At 56.4% G+C, this 19,120-nt stretch carries 17 protein-coding genes; 4 read left to right on the top strand and 13 right to left on the bottom strand.

Annotation, left to right across the window (positions count from 1 at the left end; translation table 11 throughout):
• Nucleotides 1-17: 17 nt before the first annotated feature.
• Nucleotides 18-1,442, bottom strand: coding sequence for a PTS transporter subunit EIIC (locus tag HOY33_RS06335; RefSeq protein WP_172289469.1), 1,425 nt, complete (start codon nt 1,440-1,442; stop codon nt 18-20).
• A gap of 334 nt (nt 1,443-1,776) precedes the next feature.
• Between HOY33_RS06335 and HOY33_RS06330 the strand changes: the two genes are divergently transcribed.
• Both HOY33_RS06330 and HOY33_RS06325 read left to right on the top strand, forming a co-directional pair.
• Nucleotides 1,777-3,711 (top strand): exoribonuclease II, encoded by a 1,935-nt coding sequence (locus HOY33_RS06330; RefSeq protein ID WP_172289352.1) that lies wholly within the window; start codon nt 1,777-1,779, stop codon nt 3,709-3,711.
• A 221-nt stretch (nt 3,712-3,932) separates the two neighbouring features.
• Nucleotides 3,933-5,999: a carbon starvation CstA family protein gene (locus HOY33_RS06325; RefSeq protein ID WP_172289351.1), complete on the top strand. Its 2,067-nt coding sequence runs from the start codon at nt 3,933-3,935 to the stop codon at nt 5,997-5,999.
• Between the two features lie 69 nt (nt 6,000-6,068).
• On the opposite strand, the gene araD is transcribed toward HOY33_RS06325, so the two are convergent.
• Nucleotides 6,069-6,764: an L-ribulose-5-phosphate 4-epimerase gene (gene araD / locus HOY33_RS06320; RefSeq protein WP_172289350.1), complete on the bottom strand. Its 696-nt coding sequence runs from the start codon at nt 6,762-6,764 to the stop codon at nt 6,069-6,071.
• Between the two features lie 333 nt (nt 6,765-7,097).
• Here araD and osmB point away from each other — a divergent pair, with 333 nt between their 5' ends.
• Nucleotides 7,098-7,310: an osmotically-inducible lipoprotein OsmB gene (gene osmB / locus HOY33_RS06315; protein ID WP_172289349.1), complete on the top strand. Its 213-nt coding sequence runs from the start codon at nt 7,098-7,100 to the stop codon at nt 7,308-7,310.
• Between the two features lie 63 nt (nt 7,311-7,373).
• On the opposite strand, the gene yciH is transcribed toward osmB, so the two are convergent.
• From yciH to HOY33_RS06295, 4 genes are all read right to left on the bottom strand, one after another.
• Nucleotides 7,374-7,703, bottom strand: a complete 330-nt coding sequence (yciH, locus tag HOY33_RS06310) for a stress response translation initiation inhibitor YciH (RefSeq protein ID WP_172289468.1) — start codon at nt 7,701-7,703, stop codon at nt 7,374-7,376.
• 3 nt (nt 7,704-7,706) lie between these two features.
• Entirely contained in the window at nt 7,707-8,444 is a 738-nt protein-coding gene (gene pyrF, locus HOY33_RS06305; RefSeq protein ID WP_172289348.1) for an orotidine-5'-phosphate decarboxylase, read from the bottom strand.
• A gap of 217 nt (nt 8,445-8,661) precedes the next feature.
• Nucleotides 8,662-9,831 carry a lipopolysaccharide assembly protein LapB gene (gene lapB, locus HOY33_RS06300; RefSeq protein ID WP_172289347.1) on the bottom strand — a complete coding sequence of 390 codons (1,170 nt, stop codon included), beginning with the start codon at nt 9,829-9,831 and terminating at the stop codon, nt 8,662-8,664.
• Between the two features lie 13 nt (nt 9,832-9,844).
• Nucleotides 9,845-10,150 carry a LapA family protein gene (locus HOY33_RS06295; RefSeq protein WP_172289346.1) on the bottom strand — a complete coding sequence of 102 codons (306 nt, stop codon included), beginning with the start codon at nt 10,148-10,150 and terminating at the stop codon, nt 9,845-9,847.
• Nucleotides 10,151-10,342: 192 nt separating this feature from the next.
• Between HOY33_RS06295 and HOY33_RS06290 the strand changes: the two genes are divergently transcribed.
• Nucleotides 10,343-11,287: a sugar-binding transcriptional regulator gene (locus HOY33_RS06290; protein WP_172289345.1), complete on the top strand. Its 945-nt coding sequence runs from the start codon at nt 10,343-10,345 to the stop codon at nt 11,285-11,287.
• A gap of 47 nt (nt 11,288-11,334) precedes the next feature.
• On the opposite strand, the gene HOY33_RS06285 is transcribed toward HOY33_RS06290, so the two are convergent.
• From HOY33_RS06285 to HOY33_RS06255, 7 genes are all read right to left on the bottom strand, one after another.
• Nucleotides 11,335-12,333 (bottom strand): sugar phosphate isomerase/epimerase, encoded by a 999-nt coding sequence (locus HOY33_RS06285; protein WP_172289344.1) that lies wholly within the window; start codon nt 12,331-12,333, stop codon nt 11,335-11,337.
• A gap of 59 nt (nt 12,334-12,392) precedes the next feature.
• Nucleotides 12,393-13,883, bottom strand: a complete 1,491-nt coding sequence (locus tag HOY33_RS06280) for an FGGY family carbohydrate kinase (RefSeq protein WP_172289343.1) — start codon at nt 13,881-13,883, stop codon at nt 12,393-12,395.
• A gap of 2 nt (nt 13,884-13,885) precedes the next feature.
• Nucleotides 13,886-14,830 (bottom strand): transketolase family protein, encoded by a 945-nt coding sequence (locus tag HOY33_RS06275; protein WP_172289342.1) that lies wholly within the window; start codon nt 14,828-14,830, stop codon nt 13,886-13,888.
• Nucleotides 14,823-15,653: a transketolase gene (locus HOY33_RS06270; protein ID WP_172289341.1), complete on the bottom strand. Its 831-nt coding sequence runs from the start codon at nt 15,651-15,653 to the stop codon at nt 14,823-14,825. The genes HOY33_RS06275 and HOY33_RS06270 overlap by 8 nt, the downstream gene beginning before the upstream one ends.
• Before the next feature lie 145 nt (nt 15,654-15,798).
• Nucleotides 15,799-16,896, bottom strand: a complete 1,098-nt coding sequence (locus HOY33_RS06265) for an ABC transporter permease (protein WP_172289340.1) — start codon at nt 16,894-16,896, stop codon at nt 15,799-15,801.
• A 2-nt stretch (nt 16,897-16,898) separates the two neighbouring features.
• Nucleotides 16,899-18,419, bottom strand: a complete 1,521-nt coding sequence (locus tag HOY33_RS06260; RefSeq protein ID WP_172289339.1) for a sugar ABC transporter ATP-binding protein — start codon at nt 18,417-18,419, stop codon at nt 16,899-16,901.
• The gene (locus tag HOY33_RS06255; protein WP_172289338.1) at nt 18,420-19,049 is read right to left on the bottom strand and encodes a DUF2291 family protein; all 630 of its coding nucleotides are present in this window, start codon (nt 19,047-19,049) and stop codon (nt 18,420-18,422) included.
• Nucleotides 19,050-19,120 lie beyond the last annotated feature (71 nt).

Here is a 19,120-nt window from a genome sequence, read left to right as displayed (position 1 = left end):
GTCCGGTTCAAATAACGTTACCCTGTCACGCCAAGCGCAATTTTGACGTCACTGGCGATTTTTTCCACTTTCGGGCCGTAAATAACCTGAATATTATGCTCGTTAACCCGGTTGATACCGTTCGCGCCGGTGGACATCAACGTCTTGTCCACCACCAGCGTCATGTCTTTCACCTGTACGCGAAGGCGGGTAAAGCAGCAATCCACGTCGGTGATATTGTTCTCTCCGCCCAGTCCGGTAATGATATCTTTCGTGCGCTGGTCGGCGCTGATCGGCTGAGTTTCCGGCGCGTGCTCCTCGGATTCCCGCCCGGGCGTCTCGACGTTCATGCGCCGGATAATGAACCTGAAAGCGAAGTAGTAGGCCAGAAAGTAAATTAACCCCAGCAACACGGCATACCACCAGCGCGTTTCCAACCCGCCCAGTATGCCGAATACCACCAGATCAATCGCTCCGCCCTGAATGTTGCCGATCATCAGATGCAACATCGACATCAGCATAAAAGACAGCCCGCTCAGCGCGGCATGGATTAGATATAACAGCGGAGAGACGAAGATAAAGCAGAACTCCAGCGGTTCGGTGATGCCGGTGGTGAATGAGGCCAGCGCCCCGGCCAGCACCAGCGCTTTCACCCGTTTTTTATGCTGCGGACGCGCACAGTGATACATCGCCAGCGCGGCGCCGGGCAGACCAAACATCATGATCGGGATTTTGCCCTGCGCCAGAAAGGTGGTCGCCCCGCGAATGGTCTCGTCACTGACCATCCCCGGATGCGTCAACGACGCATTAAAGATATTCAGCGCGCCCACCACCGTTTGGTTATCGATGGTCGCCAGCCCGATGCCGACTAACGGCAGGCACACCACGGTAATGATCGGCACAAAGCGTCGCCCGCCAAAAAAGCTGATGGCCGTCGGTAATTCAATGGTGTAGAAGCGGTTGTGCAACAGCACCGTGATCACCCCGGCAATCACTCCGCCCAGCACGCTCATGTTATAGGTGAAGATGCCCAGCGTTTGGGTAAATTCGGCGGCATACATCAGCGCGGCGGTGTGATCCATGCCTGCCGCAGTCAGCGCATCAATGGACGTGGTGACGGGCGTCAGGTTTTGTGCGGTAAGCGTCGCCTTTACCCCGACGTGCATGGAAATAAAGCCGATCACCGCGGCAAAGGCCGCCGTGGGCTTTTCCGCATTCGCCAGACCAATCGCGCTGGCAACGGCAAAAAACAGCGGCAGGTTGGCAAACAGCGCCCCGGCAATCTGGCGGATAAACCCAATGATCAATTGCGGAATTTGCATATCCGCAAAGGCATCGCCGGTGACGGCCGGGTTTTGCATCGCTGCCGCCAGCCCTAAAAAAATCCCGGCGGCGGCGATCACCGAAATCGGCATCATCAGCGCTTTACCAAAAGCATGAACTTTATTGCCAAGATCTTTCATCATCTACCCTTCCTGTTTTTCGGCATTGATTAAGTAATAGCCGGAAAACGGCAAGATTTGTCTATACAACTAGACAAAAGATCAAGAATCTGCGTTTGGTCACATTTTAAGAAGAAACGCCGTCTTATCTGATGTTGGGCGCGTTCGCGCAAACCTGCCGCTGGCCGACCTGCAGTCGAAGGCGCTGAAAAACATCACAACCGCGTAAAATCGCCGTCATATCCGGCGGCGCAGCGCGCCGGATCATCCGCACATCGGGCTTGCCGCCGGCCGCTGATTCGCGTAAAACTGTCTGCCGCTAATCGAGCTACTTATAACCGTATTTCTGGACGCTATGTTTCAAGATAATCCGCTGCTTGCACAGCTAAAACAGCAACTTCACTCTCAGACGCCACGAGTCGAAGGTGTCGTCAAAGGCACCGACAAAGGATTTGGCTTTCTTGAAGCTGATGCGCAAAAAAGCTATTTCATTCCCCCGCCGCACATGAAAAAAGTGATGCACGGCGACCGCATCACCGCCACGCTGCACACCGAAAAAGAGCGTGAAATTGCTGAACCGGAAACGCTGATTGAACCTTTCCTGAGCCGCTTTGTCGGCCGCGTGCAGAAAAAAGACGATCGTTTATCCATTATTCCCGACCATCCGTTACTGAAAGAGGCCATCGGTTGCCGTCCCGCCCGCGACCTCGGTCATACGTTTCAGGATGGTGACTGGGCGGTGGCTGAAATGCGTCGCCACCCGCTGAAGGGCGATCGCGGTTTTCATGCTGAATTGACCCAATACATCACCACCGGCGACGATCCGCTGGCGCCGTGGTGGGTGACACTGTCACGACACAATCTGGAGCGCGCCGCCCCCGATGCCGATGCCGCCGAACTCAACGATGGCGCGCTGGTACGCGAAGATCTTACCGCGTTGAGTTTCGTTACCATCGACAGCGCCAGCACCGAAGATATGGATGATGCGTTGTATGTGCAGGACAAGGGCGACGGCTCGCTGCTGCTGACTATCGCCATTGCCGATCCCACGGCGTACGTTGAAGCAGGCAGCGAACTGGATAACATCGCCCGCCAGCGCGCGTTCACCAATTACCTGCCCGGCTTCAATATTCCGATGCTGCCGCGCCAATTGTCAGATGATATCTGTTCGCTGCGCGCCGATGAGCGCCGCCCGGTTCTCGCCTGCCGCGTCACCATCGCCGCCGACGGTTCGCTGGGTAATGATATCCACTTCTTTGCCGCCTGGATCGAATCCAAAGCCAAGCTGGTCTATGACGAGGTCTCCGACTGGCTGGAACAAGCGGGTGAATGGCAGCCGTCTTCCGCGGCGATTGCCGAGCAGATCCGCTTGTTGCATCGCGTTTGTCTGTCCCGTAACGCATGGCGCACCGCCAACGCGCTGGTGTTCAAGGATCGCCCGGATTATCGCTTCCTGCTGGGCGAAAAAGGCGAAGTGCTGGATATCGTCGTTGAGCCGCGACGTATCGCCAATCGCATCGTCGAAGAGGCGATGATCGCCGCTAACGTCTGCGCCGCCATTGTGCTGCGCGACAAACTGGGTTTTGGTATCTATAACGTCCATAACGGTTTCGATCCGGCGTCCGTCGAACAAGCCGTCGCCGTTTTAGATACGCACGGTATTCAGGCCGATGCGCAGGCGTTACTGACGCTTGACGGTTTTTGCGCCCTGCGCCGCGAACTGGATGCGCAACCCACCCAGTTTCTGGATAGCCGTATTCGTCGTTTCCAGTCTTTCGCCGAAGTCAGCACTACGCCGGGGCCGCATTTTGGTTTGGGCCTGGAAGCCTACGCCACCTGGACGTCCCCGATTCGTAAATACGGCGATATGGTCAACCATCGGTTGCTGAAGGCGGTGATCGCCGGACAGACGGCGGAAAAACCGCAGGATGAAATAACCGTGCAGCTATCGGAGCGTCGCCGTCTTAACCGCATGGCGGAACGAGACGTCGGCGACTGGCTGTACGCCCGTTTTCTTAAGGATAAGGCGGGAACCTCTACTCGCTTCCCGGCGGAAATCATGGATGTTACCCGCGGCGGCCTGCGCGTTCGCCTGCTGGACAACGGCGCGGTGGCGTTTATCCCCTCCTCCTTTATTCACGCCGTGCGCGATGAGCTGGTGTGCAGCCAGGACACCGGAACCGTGTTGATCAAAGGTGAAGCGGTTTATCGTCAGGGCGATACCCTGGATGTGGTTATTGCCGAGGTGCGCCTCGAAACCCGCAGTATTATCGCCAAACCGGCCGCCTAATCGCCTCTGTGCCGCCGATCCGCAACGGATCGGCGGCATAAAGGCCTTTATAGCCCCCTTTGCCCGGTCAACAGCGGTTTAGTCTTTAAATTTCTTTACAAAAACTTATTGTTGCTCACATTTTCTTATCCAGCCGCTTCTCTTCGCCATTAAACCCACTATTGTTAAATTGCATTAACACTCGCGCTAACATCTTCCTGAATAATGAAGGAGCTGTGGTTATGAATAACGTCAAGAGCATCGTGATCTGGCTGCTGGTCGGTCTGGCGGGAGCAACCGCTTTCGCCATGCTGGCCCTTAGCCGCGGTGAGCACGTCAATGCCGTGTGGTTGGTTGTTGCATCGGTAGCCTGTTACAGCATTGCCTATCGTTTCTACAGTCTGTTTATCGCTAAAAAAGTCTTTGAGCTTGACGACCGACGCCTGACGCCGGCAGAACGCCATAATGACGGTCTGGACTACGTTCCTACCAATAAATGGGTGCTGTTCGGCCACCACTTTGCCGCCATTGCCGGCGCCGGGCCGTTGGTTGGCCCGATCCTGGCCGCTCAAATGGGGTTTCTGCCCGGTACGATCTGGATTTTAGTTGGCGTCATGCTGGCCGGGGCGGTGCAGGATTTTCTGGTGCTGTTTATTTCTACCCGCCGTGACGGCCGCTCTCTGGGGGAAATGGCCAAGCAAGAGCTGGGCGCCTTTGCCGGCGTGATTACCATGCTTGGGGCATTGGGCGTGATGATCATCATCCTGTCGGCGCTGGCCTTGGTGGTGGTAAAAGCGCTGGCGGATAGTCCCTGGGGATTATTCACCATTGCCGCCACCATTCCGATTGCGTTGTTTATGGGCGTTTATATGCGTTTCCTGCGCCCGGGGAAAATCGCTGAAGTATCGATTATTGGTTTTGTACTGATGATGCTGGCGATTGTTTATGGCGGCAACATCGCGGCTCATCCCTACTGGGGGCCGTTCTTCACCTTAAAAGGGACATCGCTGACCTGGGCGTTGGTGATCTACGGTTTTATCGCCTCCGTGCTGCCGGTCTGGCTGCTGCTGGCGCCGCGTGATTATCTCTCAACCTTCCTGAAAATCGGGGTGATTGTCGGGCTGGCTGTCGGTATCGTCTTCGCCATGCCGGAAATGAAAATGCCCGCCGTTTCCCGCTTTATCGACGGCAGCGGCCCGGTGTTCTCCGGCAGTCTGTTCCCTTTCCTGTTTATTACCATTGCCTGCGGCGCGATTTCCGGCTTCCATGCGCTGGTGTCCAGCGGTACGACGCCAAAACTGGTGGAGCGTGAAAGCCATATCCGGTTTATCGGCTACGGCGCCATGCTGATGGAATCCTTTGTCGCCATCATGGCGTTAATCTGCGCCTCGGTCATCGAACCCGGCGTCTATTTCGCGATGAACTCCCCTGCGGCCTTGATTGGCACCACGGTGGAAAGCGCCTCGCAGGTGATTAATAGCTGGGGCTTTGTCATTACGCCGGAAGCGCTTTCCGCCATTGCCGCCGACGTGGGCGAAGCCTCGGTGCTGTCCCGTGCCGGCGGCGCCCCGACCTTCGCCGTGGGAATGGCGTATATCATTACCGAAATATTTAACAGTCGGGCAATGATGGCTTTCTGGTATCACTTCGCCATTCTGTTTGAAGCGCTGTTTATCCTGACCGCCGTGGATGCCGGCACCCGGGCCTGTCGTTTTATGGTGCAGGATCTGGTGGGCGTGGTGATCCCCAGACTGGCAAACAGCCATTCGTGGTTAGGCAATCTGGCCGGGACGACTGTCGCGGTATCAGGCTGGGGATTCTTCGTTTACCAGGGCGTTATCGATCCGCTGGGCGGGATCAATACGCTGTGGCCGCTGTTCGGTATCGGTAACCAGATGCTGGCGTCCATGGCGTTGATCCTTGGCACCGTCGTACTGTTCAAGATGAAAAAGCAGCGCTATGCCTGGGTCACTATCCTTCCGACGATCTGGTTGTTCATTACCTCCATGACCGCCGGCTGGCAGAAGATTTTCCATGAGCAGGCCAACATCGGCTTTTTGGCGCAGGCCAGACGTTTCTCTGCCGGCATTGAGCAAGGCACGTTGATTGCCCCGGCTAAAACCATTAAGGATATGGAAACCATCGTATTCAGTAACCAGATTAACGCCGCGCTGTGCGGTTTCTTTATGCTGGTCGCCATTACGATGCTGATATCGGCGCTGTTCGTTATCCGTCGCGCCCTGAACAGCGAAACACCGACCGCGCAGGAAACGCCGGTGATGTTTCGTGAGGATGCGCATCGCAGTTAATCAGCCGGTTCGAAATCCGACCGTTCAGCATCAAAATCCCTCCGCAACGGAGGGATTTTTTCAACCGGGTTATTGCCCGTAGTAGGCGTTTTTACCATGCTTGCGCAGATAGTGTTTATCCAGCAGCGTTTGCTGCATCACATTCAGCTCAGGCGTTAACTGACGTGAAAACATCCCCATATAGGCCACTTCCTCCAGCACGACGGCGTTATGCACTGCGTTATCGGCATCGTTTCCCCAGGTAAACGGCCCATGCGCGTTCACTAGCACTGCGGGAATAGCCATCGGGGAAAGTTGGCGGGAATGAAAGGTTTCGACAATCACCTTGCCGGTTTCCCATTCATAGCGGCCGTTAATTTCCTCATCGGTCATTAAACGCGTGCAGGGGATGGCGCCATAAAAATAATCCGCATGGGTGGTTCCCCAGGCCGGGATATCTTTACCCGACTGAGCCCAGATGGTGGCATGGCGGGAATGGGTGTGGACAATGCCGCCGATCTCAGGAAACGCCAGGTACAGCACGCGATGAGTATCGGTATCGGAAGACGGCTTTTTCGTCCCTTCAATAATTTTGCCGCTTTCCAGTTCCACCACCACCATGTCATCGGCCTTCATGGCGGTATATTCCACGCCTGACGGTTTAATCACCAGCAGACCGCTCCGTTTGTCTACGGCGCTGACATTACCCCAGGTAAACGTCACCAGATGATGCCGCGGCAATGCCAGATTGGCTTCCAATACCTGTTGCTTAAGTTCATCTAACATCGTCTGCCCCTATGAATGGATATCACGCCATTCTCCCGACCGCCTGCTGCCGTCGCTATGGGCTAAATCGCTAAAGATCCGGCAGCGTTCTGCTGTAAGACGCTATTTATTTTTATTTGTGTGTCTAAAAAACAAACTATTTTACCAAATATTGCTATCGTTATCGTAACGTTAGGGAATTAAGATTTTTTACCTGTTACGGTTTTTACCGATGATTATACTGACCAGCAGAGAAAGGAAGGCGCGGTCTGTTTATTTAATACCGTGAAAAAGTGGCAGTACGATATTTTATTCACTTGAAAAAGTGAGGCCAAGAGTAGAAAGGGGAACAATATGAAAGTAAATAAGCGGTTTGCTACTTCAGTTTTAGCTATTGCGCTGACAGTGGCGTTAGCTGGCTGTTCAAATATGTCTAAGCGAGACCGTAACACTGCCATTGGCGCGGGCGCCGGTGCGGTGGGTGGCGCTATCCTGACCGACGGCGGCACGCTGGGTACATTGGGTGGCGCGGCCATCGGGGGCATTATCGGCCGTCAGGTCGACTAACGAATTCGCTGACAGCAGGCGTCAGAGCGTTTTTTCTGGGCCTGCTGTTATTCGCCGTCCAGCTTACCCGCCAGCCAGCTTGACTTTCATTCCTTTGGCTTCCAGCAGTTGTTTCAATAAGTCGCGTTTATCCCCCTGAATTTCAATCACGCCGTCTTTCACCGAGCCGCCACAGCCACACTTTTTCTTTAGTTCAGCCGCCAGCTTATCCAGTGCTCCGTTATCCAGATCGATACCGCTTATTACGCAAACGCCTTTACCTTTGCGCCCGCTGGTCTGGCGCTGAATACGGACGATACCGTCGCCCGGGGAGCGGGCAACCTTCTCTTCCGCCGGCTTAATACGTCCGGTTTCGGTGGAATATACTAAATGGCTATTGTCGTTACGGTTCATCACTTACGCTCCGCTGACCAGCGAAGCGCGGATATCACGCAACGTTTGCGCCGGATCGGCGGACTGGGTGATCGGACGGCCGATCACTATATAATCCACACCGGCGCTCTGCGCCTGAACCGGCGTCATAATGCGGCGCTGATCGCCGACATCGCTGCCGGCGGGACGGATCCCCGGGGTGACCAATTTGAAGGACTCCCCGCAGACCTGTTTCAGACGTTCGGCTTCATGCGCGGAACAGACCACGCCATCAAGACCGCAGTTATACGCCAGCAGCGCCAACCTTTCCGCCTGCTCCGCCGGGCTGGCCGTGATGCCCAAAGCCCGCAGATCGTCCTCTTCCATACTGGTCAGCACCGTAACGGCGGTCAATAATGGCGCGTCATCACCGAATGGCAATAACGCGTCTTGCGCCGCCATCATCATTCTTGACCCTCCGCTGGCATGGACATTCACCATCCATACTCCCAAATCGGCCGCGGCGGCAACGGCATGCGCGACGGTATTCGGGATATCATGAAACTTGAGATCGAGAAAGACATCAAAACCGCGCTGCTGCAACTCACGAACAAAATCCGGGCCAAATAGCGTGAACATTTCTTTGCCCACCTTTAACCGGCAATCCTGAGCATCAATTCGGTCAACAAACGACAACGCAGACTGTCGATCGGCATAGTCCAGCGCCACAATAATCGGAGATGATGCGGCCCGACGGTTCTCTTTTCTGTTTTCGTTTTTCACGTGTCACCCGTTGCTGTTGCCAAGTCATTATTCGCGTTCAAAATTCCCGCCGCATTTTACATGCCCTGCCGCCGAAATCCCAGCCGCCTGTTCAGCGGATACCATCAATGATAGCGATTGGAACGGCAAGTTGTGTTATTAATATAGTATGTTGTAACTAAATTGAGAGTAACGAATGAATGCACTGCGCCGTACACAGCGTGATGCGACGGCGCGGTCATTGACCGTCTAGTCCACGGATAGGTTTAATGCTTGCCCAACTGCGGCAGGAAGGACAATGCCAATATAACGATTGAGAGGAGAAACCGCATTTGCGGCAACTGTAGCGAGGTTTGGTGCGGATTTGCTCACCCACCATGTCGCGCAGAACCAGCAGGCTCTCTTTTGCCCGGCCGTCCTCTGCTTCATTAAGGTGAACATCCATCAGCCGATGAAAGACCCGCATCGTCGGGTGCCGCTCAAGCTGACGAGTAATATAGATCTGCGCCGCTTCCGCCCCCTGCTGTTGCTCAAGGATATCGGCCAGCATCAGTTCCGCCGTCGCGCCGGAGTTTTCCTCCACACAACGTTTCAGAAACTCGGCCCAGGCCTGAGGCTGCTGTAGATGCTGATAGCACTCTTGCAACATCGATAGTGTCTCGCTGACCAGTTCGTTGTCCTGATCGAGCACCTGTTGCAACGAATCGACGGCGCGGGCGTATTGCGCTTGCGCCATGTAAATTCGCCCCATCATTATTGATACGCGGGCGCACTGCTTATCCGCCACCGCCCCTTTCTTCAACAGCGCCAGCGCTTTGTCCAGATCGTCGCTCCCCATGGCGAGTAACGCCTGCTCACAGTAAAAATGGGCGATTTCCACCCGGAGTTGATGCTCACCCATTTTGACCAGTTTTTCCGCCACCTCGATGGCGTTTAACCAGTCGCTGGTCGCCTGATGAATCAGCAAAAGCTGCTGTAGCGCGCCGCGGCGGAAATCTTCTTCGTCCACCAGTTGGTTGAAAATCTCTTCGGCCCGATCGTACAGCCCCGCGGCCATATAGTCCCGGCCAAGCTGCTGCACCGCCAGCAAGCGCTGCTCAAAGGAGAGAGAGGTGCTTTCCGTCAATGCCTGATGAATACGAATAGCGCGATCGACTTCGCCGCGTGAGCGAAACAGATTGCCGAGCGTGAGATGTGCCTCAAAGGTATTACTGTCATCCTTGAGCATGTCGAGAAACAGCTCGACGGCTTTATCCTGTTGGTCGGATAGCAGAAAGTTTACCCCTGTTACGTACTCGCGTGACAGGCGGTTAGACTCTTGATCCTTATCCTGCTGCGCACTTCTGCGGCCCATGTACCAGCCGTATGCGGCGGCTACTGGCAGCAACAGAAACAGCAGTTCTAACATAGAAAATGATTCCTTAGTGGGTGGCTGGCTGTACTGGCGTCACGCTTTCCTCATTCGAGACTGAAAGTTGTTGCTCCAGGCGCTTGATTTTACGTTGAGCACGGCCTAACGCAATGCGCTGACGCAAATAAAACAGGCCACAAATCACCCAGCCAAGAATAAATCCCAGCGCGAACAATGTGGCAAGCAGCGTCGATATACGATACTCCCCTTGCGCCAGCAGATAATTAAACGTAATCACCTGATCGTTGTGCGCACCCAGTGTGACAGAAATGATGAATATCGCCAGCACGAGTAAAAAAATCAGCAAATATTTCACGTTTTCTTTCCTGTGATTTCCTATTAACTAAATGAATTATGCCAAATTTTGGCGATAAACCCCATTAAATTACCATTTCCCCCGCCGGCTGGGAAATCGCGTCCCTGCCGTATGCCGCGACTAGCGCCTGTGCTTGTTATTTATTCCAAGCTGAATAAAAATGATAGGCGCGCGTCAACCGGAGGGATAAACATGTCAAAACAGGACGAACAGCGACTGTTGGTCAAGATCGCCACGCTCTATTATAGCGAAGGGATGAAACAATCAGAAATTGCCGACTCCCTCCATTTGTCACAATCTTTTGTATCACGCGCCCTTACCCGCTCGGTTAAAGAGGGGGTGGTCAAAATCAGCGTGGTTCAGCCCCCCAATATGTTTATGGCACTGGAATCGGCCATTCAGAAACGCTATGCCATCGACCAGGCAATTGTGGTCGATGTAGCCGATACTGCCAACCTTTCTCAGGTGAAACAGGCCATTGGTTCGGCGGCGGCCCATTATCTACAGACCAGTATCCGCCCCGACGATCTGGTGGGTATCTCATCATGGAGCAGCACGCTGCGCGCGATGGTGGATAATCTCCACCCGCTCGGCACCAAGGCGCGTGGCGTGATTCAATTACTCGGCGGCGTCGGCCCCAACGGCAATGTGCAGGCCACCATCCTGACGCAAACCCTGGCCAACCTGCTAAACTGCCCGGCCTATCTGCTGCCGGCGCAAAGTATAGAACGCTCGGTGGAAGACCGCACCCGGCTGATTACCAGCGATGAAGTGTCCAGCGTGGTCGACAAATTCAGCGATGTCAGTCTGGCCCTGGTTGGCATTGGCGTACTGGAGCCGTCGCAGTTGTTAAAAAATTCCGGCAACTATTACCACGAGGAAATGCTGCATTTATTGGCGCAGCGCGGCGCGGTGGGCGACCTGTGTCTGCACTACTATAACGCGCGGGGGGAACCGGTATTGCAGGATGGGGAAGATCCGGTTATCGGCATGGCGCTGCCGCAGTTGCGCAGTTGTCCGCGGGTGGTCGCCCTGGCCGGCGGCGTGGACAAGAGCGCCGCCATTCAGGGCGCGTTAACGGGCAACTATATTGACGTGCTGATCACCGACAGGCTTACGGCCGAAACGCTGGTGTAATTCAGAACTGATTGCCCGCCGGAGGAGCCCGGCGGGCGGTTTATCCCCTACTCGTCGACATTGATCGACGAGAGCAGCGCATCCTGTACGATACGCTGCGCCCGCAAGGCATCCTGCGCTTCCTGCGCCGCCTGCAACGCGGAAATATCGAGTTTATCCAGCGCCCGATAGATGTGTTTCAGAAAACGGATCGATAGTCGGGCGGCTTCGACATGGTTTTCGCGGAATGGGAACTGATCCAATTGCCAGACGCCCTGCCAGTTATTGATTTTTAATACGTAGAAGAATTCGAAAATTTCGGTCATATGCACGGTGCCGACCACCAGGTCATCGTCCCAGCCGCGCAGATTATCATTGACGTCCATGCCGAATAAGCGGCCGCGATCGATGATTAACTGAGCGGAGTCGGCGGGAGATTCGCCGCCGTACAGCGCGTGTCCGAAATCCAGCAGCACGCCGACGTTATCCAGACCGATATCTTCGATACCCAGTAATGTACGGGCGGCGGAGTCCCAGGTCATTTTGACGCGCGGTTCACGCGGTTTATATTCGATGGCGAATTTTACGTCCGGGTTGGCGCCGGCCAGATCGCGCATGCCGTCGACCGCCAGTTTCCACAGATTTTTATGGCTTACCTGAAACGGATAGTCCCAGCCATCCTGTCCCGGCCAGACTTTGACGTAGTTCGCCCCCAATTCACGCACAATGCCGGCCGACTCGTGCATCAGTTCAAAGGCCGCCGCCCGTGCCGCAGGATCGGGGTTGGTAAACGCGCCGCGCGACCATTTCCGCAGATAGATTTCCGGCGTGATGCCAATCGCTTTTAACCCGGCGTCTTTCAGAGCATCTTTTACTTCCGCCAGCGTGACGCCGGGCGTGAACGGATAAGGTAAATCGACGTAAGAGAGTTCGCCGACTTCTTTCGCCGCTTTAATCTGATCCAGCGTACTCAGCGCCGGACCATAGCCATCGACGGCGTAACGATCGATGTAGTTGGCGAAATGCCATAAACCGGCGCCGAATTCAGGATAGGTGTAGGTTGCCATAATTAAGTCGTCCTCATTTATTAGTAATCAGCCAGGCACAGGTATTGTCGCCTGGCATATCAAAGAGACCGGGTGAAACGAGCGCGGGCCACCGCCGTCTGCCACTGCGCATAACTCTCCTGGAGCGCCCCATGCGGCGCCCGCGGTTCGATAAACTCCACTTCTCGCGGCAAGGCGGCGATTTGCTCGCCGTCACGCCACCATCCCAGCGTTTTGCCCCCCAGATAGGCCGCCCCCAGCGCCGAGACCTCGGCGTTATGATTGCGGATAAGGGGACGTTGCAGCAGATCGGCCTGAAATTGCATCAGCCAGCGGTTTTGCGTGGCGCCGCCGTCTACGCGCAGTGCCGGCAACGTGCATTGCGCCGCCTGCTCCATGGCAAAAAAAACATCGGCGATCTGGTAGGCAATCGCCTCCAACCCCGCTCTGGCGATGGTTGCCGGCGTGGTTGCGTCGGTCAGGCCGCAGAGCAGACCGCGGGCATGGGTATCCCAGTGCGGCGCCCCGAGTCCCGATAACGCCGGGACGAAAAACACCCCTTGCGCCGACGTCGCGCTCAAAGCCAGTTCCGTCAACTGCGCGACGGAAGGAATGCCCAGCATCTTGCCTATCCAGGCAAAGCCGGAGCCGGTATGGGTAATGTTTCCTTCCAGCGCATAGCGCAGCTCGCCGTCGTGCCAGGCGATAGTGGTGCTTAATCCGCTGGAGTGAGCGTGCGGGCCGGCGATGGTGGTCATCAACGACGAGCCGGTGCCATAGGTGGCCTTGATGGCGCCGCTTTGATTGATCCCCTGTCCGTATAATGCGGCGTGGGAATCGCCAATCAGCGCGACGATCGGTATGCCGGCCGCCAACCCTTTTATTTCCGTCAGCGCGGTATGCCCATGCAGCGCCGCCGAAAGCGTCACCGCGGGAAGACATACGCTGGGAATGGCGAAAAGCGCCAGCAGATCTTCATCCCAGCATTGGCGGTGAATATCGAAAAGCTGGGTGCGGGCGGCATTGGAGTAATCCGTCGAGTAGGCCTGGCCGCCGCTGAGCTGCCAGTTAAGCCAGCAGTCAACGGTTCCGATGCATAATTCGCCATGGGCGGCGCGGGACACGCCGTCCGGCAACTCGGCCAGCATGCTGTGGATTTTGGCCGCCGGGAACAGCGGATCCAGCGGCAGACCGGTGCGGGCTTCGATCAGCTTTTCTTCGGCGCCGCCCTGCAAGGCCTGGCAAAAACGTTCTGAACGGCGATCCTGCCAACTGACCAATGGCGTCAGCGGCCGTCCGGAACGCCTTTCCCAAATCAGCACCGACTCACGCTGATTGCTGATGGCGATACCCGCCACCTGCACCCGGTTCAGCGATGACAGACAGCCCTCCACCGCCTGGCAAACAGCGTGCCAGATAGCCATGGCGTCCTGCTCCGCCCGTCCCGGCTCTGGGTGGGCGATCTGCAAGGCGACCGCCGCCTTGGACAGAATATTTCCCTGGGCATCTACCGCGACCGCTTTAGCATTAGTCGTGCCTTCGTCTATTGCCAAAATAACCGGTGTAAACATGATTAGGCTCCCGGACAGAGACGTTGCGCCGCCTGCACAATGCCTGACGCATCCAGGCCGTGGTGCGCGCGCATCGCCGCCCGATCCGCCGCTATCGCATACTGGCCGTCAGGAATACCCAGGCGCAACAGGGAAATGCCGCTGCCCGCTTCCGCCAAGACCTCGGCCACCAGACTGCCCGCCCCGCCGTTGACGTTATGCTCTTCAACGGTGATGACGCGCGGCGCCGTGCGCAGAATTTCAAGCAGTCGGCGAGTGTCGCACGGCCGTACCGAAGAAAGGTTGACCACCGTAGCAGCGATGCCTTTTTCCGCCAGTAACTCAGCGGCGGCAACCACTTCGTGCACGGTAGACCCCAGCCCGAGCAGCGTGATATCGCGGCCCGTACGCAGCACATCGATCTGCCCCGGCGCAAAGCGGTAATGCCGATCGTGCAGTGCCGGTAACGGTTTGCCGTCAAGGCGGATATACACCGGCCCCTGATGCTCCAGGGCATAGTCGATAATCTGGCGGCACTCTTCGGGGCTGGACGGCGCATAGATTTCAATGTTGCCAAAACCCCGCAGTATCGCGATATCATCGATACTGTGATGGGTACTGGCGAGCGGGCCATAGCTGCATCCGGCGTTCAACCCGAACAGCTTGACGTTGCTGTTGTTGTAACAGACATCGACCTTGACCTGTTCATTGGCGCGCGAAATCAAAAACGGCGCGGCGTTACAGGTCACCGCCACCTTACCGCCGATGGAAAGCCCCACCGCCGCTCCCACCATGGTTTGCTCCGCAATCCCCACGTTGACGATACGTTCGGGGAATCGCTTAATAAAAGGGGCGATTTTCGCGGTGGAGGTAGAGTCGGCCACCACCGGCACCAGATCGATGCCCCGCTCAACCGCTTTAATAAATTGCTCGACCATCACACTGGCCAGATGTTCCGCGTTATTCATCTTTTAACTCCTCCAACGCCAGCGCGATTTCTTCGCCTTTCGGCACCCGGTGATGCCATTCCGCGCGCCCCTGAATAAAGGAGACGCCCGCGCCTTTTTCCGTATTGGCGATCACCACGTTGGGTTTACCGTTAGCGGGCAGGTTCTCCAGCGTCTCCACTACCGACCGCATATCATTGCCGGCGCATTCGGTGACGTTCAGGCCGAAAGCGCGCCATTTATCCGCCAGCGGGTCGGTGTTCATGATGGAACAGGTGGCGCCGGCCAGTTGCAACTTGTTCTTGTCGTTGATGATGACCAGGTTATCCAGTTGGTAATGCGCCGCCGCCAGGGCCGCCTCCCAGTTGCTGCCTTCGGCCAGCTCACCGTCGCCGGTCACCACAAATACCCGCCGCGGGCTGTTGTCCCGTTTCGCCGCCAGCGCGATCCCCACGGAAACCGGCAGGCCGTGACCCAGCGCACCGGTGTTCAGCTCGATCCCCGGCGTCTTGTACTTCACCGGATGTCCCGGCAAATGCGAGTCCGGGTGCTGATAAGTCGCCAGCCAGGATTCAGGGAAAAAACCCGCTTCCGCCAGGCAACAGTAATACCCTCCCACCGCGTGTCCCTTGGACTGGATATAGATGTCCCGCTGCGGGTCCTGAAGACGGTCCGGCGCGCAGTTCAGAATACGGAAGTAAAGCGCCGTCAGGATTTCAACCTGTGAAAGGTCGGCTCCGGTATGGCCGCCCGCCGGGCTGTTGGCATTCAGATTAATGATTCGGCGACGAATGGCGCGGGCTTTTCGCGTCAGCGCCTCCACCGACAATGCATACGGATTCATACCTCACCTCGCCTTGAATTTTTACTCAAATTCGAATATTTATTCCACAACAAACAAAAAAAACAGCATTCCCGATCTGGCGCGCTCACCAACTGCCTCCTCCCACTTGCTGAGCAGCCACTGGCGGCATAGCGATGCCAGACCGCTACGCCCCTTCCGCTGCTACCTTTTGCGATACAATCGCCGCTTTGTGCTGCATGCGGTTTTGCATCTGGTCAATGATGACCGCCACAATAATCACAATGCCTTTAATCACCATCTGCCAGAATTCACTTACCCCCATCATCACCAGGCCATCCGCCAGAATGCCGATGACAAAAGCGCCGATCAGCGTTCCCAGTATCGTTCCCCTTCCTCCGGCCAGCGAGGTTCCGCCAAGCACCACCGCGGCGATGGCGTTCATTTCAAACGCCGTCCCGGTGGCCGGATGGCTGGCGACCAGTTGGGAAGAAACCACAATCCCGGCAATGGCGGCGCAGAAACCTGAAATGGTGTATACCCAGACTTTTACCTGGCGCACTTTCACCCCGGATAGCTCGGCGGCGCGTTCGTTATCGCCAATGGCGTAAACATGGCGGCCGAACGGCAGACGGCGAGCCACATAGGCGATAATCAGCGCCAGCACGAACATCAGCCAGATGGCAAACGGGAGGCCGAGGATCGTGCCCGCGCCGATCAGCTCAAAACCGGTATTGCCCAGTTGGGGATTTCCCGCTAATCCCGGAAAAGTTTCACCGCCGGAAATCAGCATGGCGGCGCCGCGTACGATGTACATCGTACCCAGGGTACAAATGAACGGCGCCACGTTGTAACGGGTGATGATCCAGCCGTTAATCGCCCCGATAAAGGCGCCGATCAGCAATACCACCGGCACAATCACCCATACGCTGGGGAAAATGGCGACGCCGAACATCGGCAGTACGATCCCCTGGGTAATCATATAGCCGGCGATCATGCCGCATAGCCCCAGCGTTGCGCCTATCGATAGGTCGATGCCGGCGGTGATGATGACGAAGGTGATCCCCAGCGCCAGAAACGCATTGATGGCGATGTGTTTGACCATAATGATCAGGCTGCCGGTCGCCAGAAAACCCGGAACGGTCAAGGCGAAAAAGCCGAGAATCAGGAACAGCGCGATAAAAGTGCGCAACCTGAGGATCAATAAAAGCATGTTCTCCCGCGAGCGTACGAACTTGCCGGGTAATAGCGCGCCGGACGCCGCCGGAAGGTTAGTCGTTTTCATTGTCAGAACCCTTGTGCACTTGCCGAAACCAATGCCGACTCGCTGGCGGACTGACGAACAATATTCGCCGTCAGTTTGCCGTTCGACATCACCAGAATACGATCTGATACCGCCATGATTTCCTTCAGGTCCGAGGTGGAAAACAGTACGCCGATCCCCTGCTCCGACAGTTTGACCATCATCTCAAACACGTCGGCCTTTGCGCCCACGTCGATTCCGCGGGTCGGCTCATCCAGCAACAGGATCTTGGGGCTGGTCAGCAGCGAGCGGCCGATAACCACTTTCTGCTGATTGCCGCCGCTCAGCGCCTGAATCTCCACCTGCGGCGAGGAAACCTTGATACCCAGTCTGCCGATAGTGCTGGCGACCACTTTCTCTTCCTCCTGGTGAAATATCGCCATACCGTATTTCAGCCGCCGCCATAAGCTGGCGATGGTCAGGTTGGAGGCCACCGACGATAAGGGGAAAATGCCGGTTTTTTTGCGGTCTTCCGGCACCAGGCTCATGCCCATGCGGATGCGCTGGGCGGTGGATAGACGCGTATGCACCGGTTTGCTATCGAGGTAAATCTTGCCCAGATAGTCATGCTGCGTTCCCAGCAGACACTCGAACAGTTCGGTGCGTCCGGCCCCCATCAGACCGTAAACGCCAACGATTTCACCCTCTCTCACCACAAAGGAGACATCGTTGACCACTTTGTTGCCCGCATCGTTGAGGCAGGTGATGTGTTCCGCTTCCAGTACCGGCGCGCCAAAAGTCCTCCCCGGCTGGAGGAAACTGGATACCGGATCGCCTCCCAGCATCTCCCGAATGATCCACGGCACGTCGATTTCACTGACCGCCGCTTCCGCCTGAAAACGGCCATCGCGCAAAATGGTGATGTAATCGCCAATGGCCATCAGTTCTTCCAGACGGTGGGAAATATAGATAATGGAGACGTTTTGCCGGGTAAGTTCGCGGATCACCCGAAACAGAATGTCCACTTCGGTTTTACTCAATGCCGAGGTAGGCTCATCCAGAATCAGAATATCGGCCTGTTCGGCCAGCGCCTTGGCGATTTCCACCAACTGCTGCTGCCCCACTTTCAGGCCGGCCACCTCGGTGCGGGGCGATATATCCTGATCGAGGCGCGCCATCAGCTGTGCGGCGATTTTCTCCTGTTGCCGGTAATCGATGGGCCCCAGCCCTTTCTGAATCTCCCGCCCAAGAAAAATGTTCTCCGCCACGGTGAGGTTTTCAGACAGGTTCAGCTCCTGATGCACCATGCCGATGCCTTTGGCCGCCGCATCGCGGGTATTGGCGATACGAACCACCTCGCCGTTCAGCAGGATCTGGCCGGCGGTCGGCTGCTGAACGCCGGCCAGTATTTTCATCAGCGTCGATTTGCCCGCGCCGTTCTCCCCGATGATCACATTCACCTTGCCGCGATAGACGTTGTAATCCACGTTATCCAGCGCTTTGGTGCCGGGAAACAGCATCGTGACCCCGCGGGTAGCCATAACAATATCCGGTTTCTGAGTCATTTACTGCGCCTCCCCAGAAGATTCGGGCGGGAGCAATTCGAGCGCCACCGCGTCGCTGATGCCCTGCACGGTCAGCCTTAACGCGGCAAGCACCCGGATATCTTTTCCCTGCCAGCCGTCATCAATAACCGGCAAATTCTCGATGGCCTTTTTATTCAGCGAACGCGCCAACTGGGCGAACTGCACCTGATTTTTAAAATCCTCAAAGCGAATGAATCCGGCGGCATCGCGAAGCGCATTGCCCTTGACGATAGGCCCCAGTTGCAACACAACCGTCTCGCCCTGCACGCCGATCTCCAGCCGTCCTTCACGGCCTTGACGATCGATTTTCACCACCTGCCCCTGAAACCGCGCATACACCGCTTTGCCGGCGCTGCCCGTTAGCGATGCCTGCAACTTTTTCAGTTCATCCCAACTCAGCGCCTGTTCCTGCGCCAGCGGCAGCAGCTTCGGCTGCCAGAGTTCGGTCGCAATAGTATCCGGCGTCATGTTGCTGTAGCTCGGGGTCGCGGACGGATCTGCGGGGATAATCGGTTTGCCGTTTTCATCCAGATCCACCACCGTACAGGCCGACAGCAACAGCGCGCACAGGCCGATCCACCCGGTACGGCATCGTTGATAACGCTGCATAATGGCTCCTAATGTTATGCGATGTCGCAGCTTGCCTGACGCGGGGCGCTTACGCCCCCCGGTCAGTCCTT

The sequence above is a fragment of the Brenneria sp. hezel4-2-4 genome (assembly GCF_013155275.1).
Classification (GTDB): Bacteria; Pseudomonadota; Gammaproteobacteria; order Enterobacterales; family Enterobacteriaceae; genus Brenneria.
This window is presented reverse-complemented; position numbering and strand designations above follow the sequence as displayed.

Bases quoted from the DNA above. Each gene is read 5' to 3' on its own strand.
- HOY33_RS06335 (WP_172289469.1), bottom strand. From the start codon at position 1,442: ATGAAAGATCTTGGCAATAAAGTTCATGCTTTTGGTAAAGCGCTGATG.
- HOY33_RS06330 (WP_172289352.1), top strand. From the start codon at position 1,777: ATGTTTCAAGATAATCCGCTGCTTGCACAGCTAAAACAGCAACTTCAC.
- HOY33_RS06325 (WP_172289351.1), top strand. From the start codon at position 3,933: ATGAATAACGTCAAGAGCATCGTGATCTGGCTGCTGGTCGGTCTGGCG.
- araD (WP_172289350.1), bottom strand. From the start codon at position 6,764: ATGTTAGATGAACTTAAGCAACAGGTATTGGAAGCCAATCTGGCATTG.
- osmB (WP_172289349.1), top strand. From the start codon at position 7,098: ATGAAAGTAAATAAGCGGTTTGCTACTTCAGTTTTAGCTATTGCGCTG.
- yciH (WP_172289468.1), bottom strand. From the start codon at position 7,703: ATGAACCGTAACGACAATAGCCATTTAGTATATTCCACCGAAACCGGA.
- lapB (WP_172289347.1), bottom strand. From the start codon at position 9,831: ATGTTAGAACTGCTGTTTCTGTTGCTGCCAGTAGCCGCCGCATACGGC.
- HOY33_RS06290 (WP_172289345.1), top strand. From the start codon at position 10,343: ATGTCAAAACAGGACGAACAGCGACTGTTGGTCAAGATCGCCACGCTC.
- HOY33_RS06285 (WP_172289344.1), bottom strand. From the start codon at position 12,333: ATGGCAACCTACACCTATCCTGAATTCGGCGCCGGTTTATGGCATTTC.
- HOY33_RS06280 (WP_172289343.1), bottom strand. From the start codon at position 13,883: ATGTTTACACCGGTTATTTTGGCAATAGACGAAGGCACGACTAATGCT.
- HOY33_RS06275 (WP_172289342.1), bottom strand. From the start codon at position 14,830: ATGAATAACGCGGAACATCTGGCCAGTGTGATGGTCGAGCAATTTATT.
- HOY33_RS06270 (WP_172289341.1), bottom strand. From the start codon at position 15,653: ATGAATCCGTATGCATTGTCGGTGGAGGCGCTGACGCGAAAAGCCCGC.
- HOY33_RS06265 (WP_172289340.1), bottom strand. From the start codon at position 16,896: ATGAAAACGACTAACCTTCCGGCGGCGTCCGGCGCGCTATTACCCGGC.
- HOY33_RS06260 (WP_172289339.1), bottom strand. From the start codon at position 18,419: ATGACTCAGAAACCGGATATTGTTATGGCTACCCGCGGGGTCACGATG.
- HOY33_RS06255 (WP_172289338.1), bottom strand. From the start codon at position 19,049: ATGCAGCGTTATCAACGATGCCGTACCGGGTGGATCGGCCTGTGCGCG.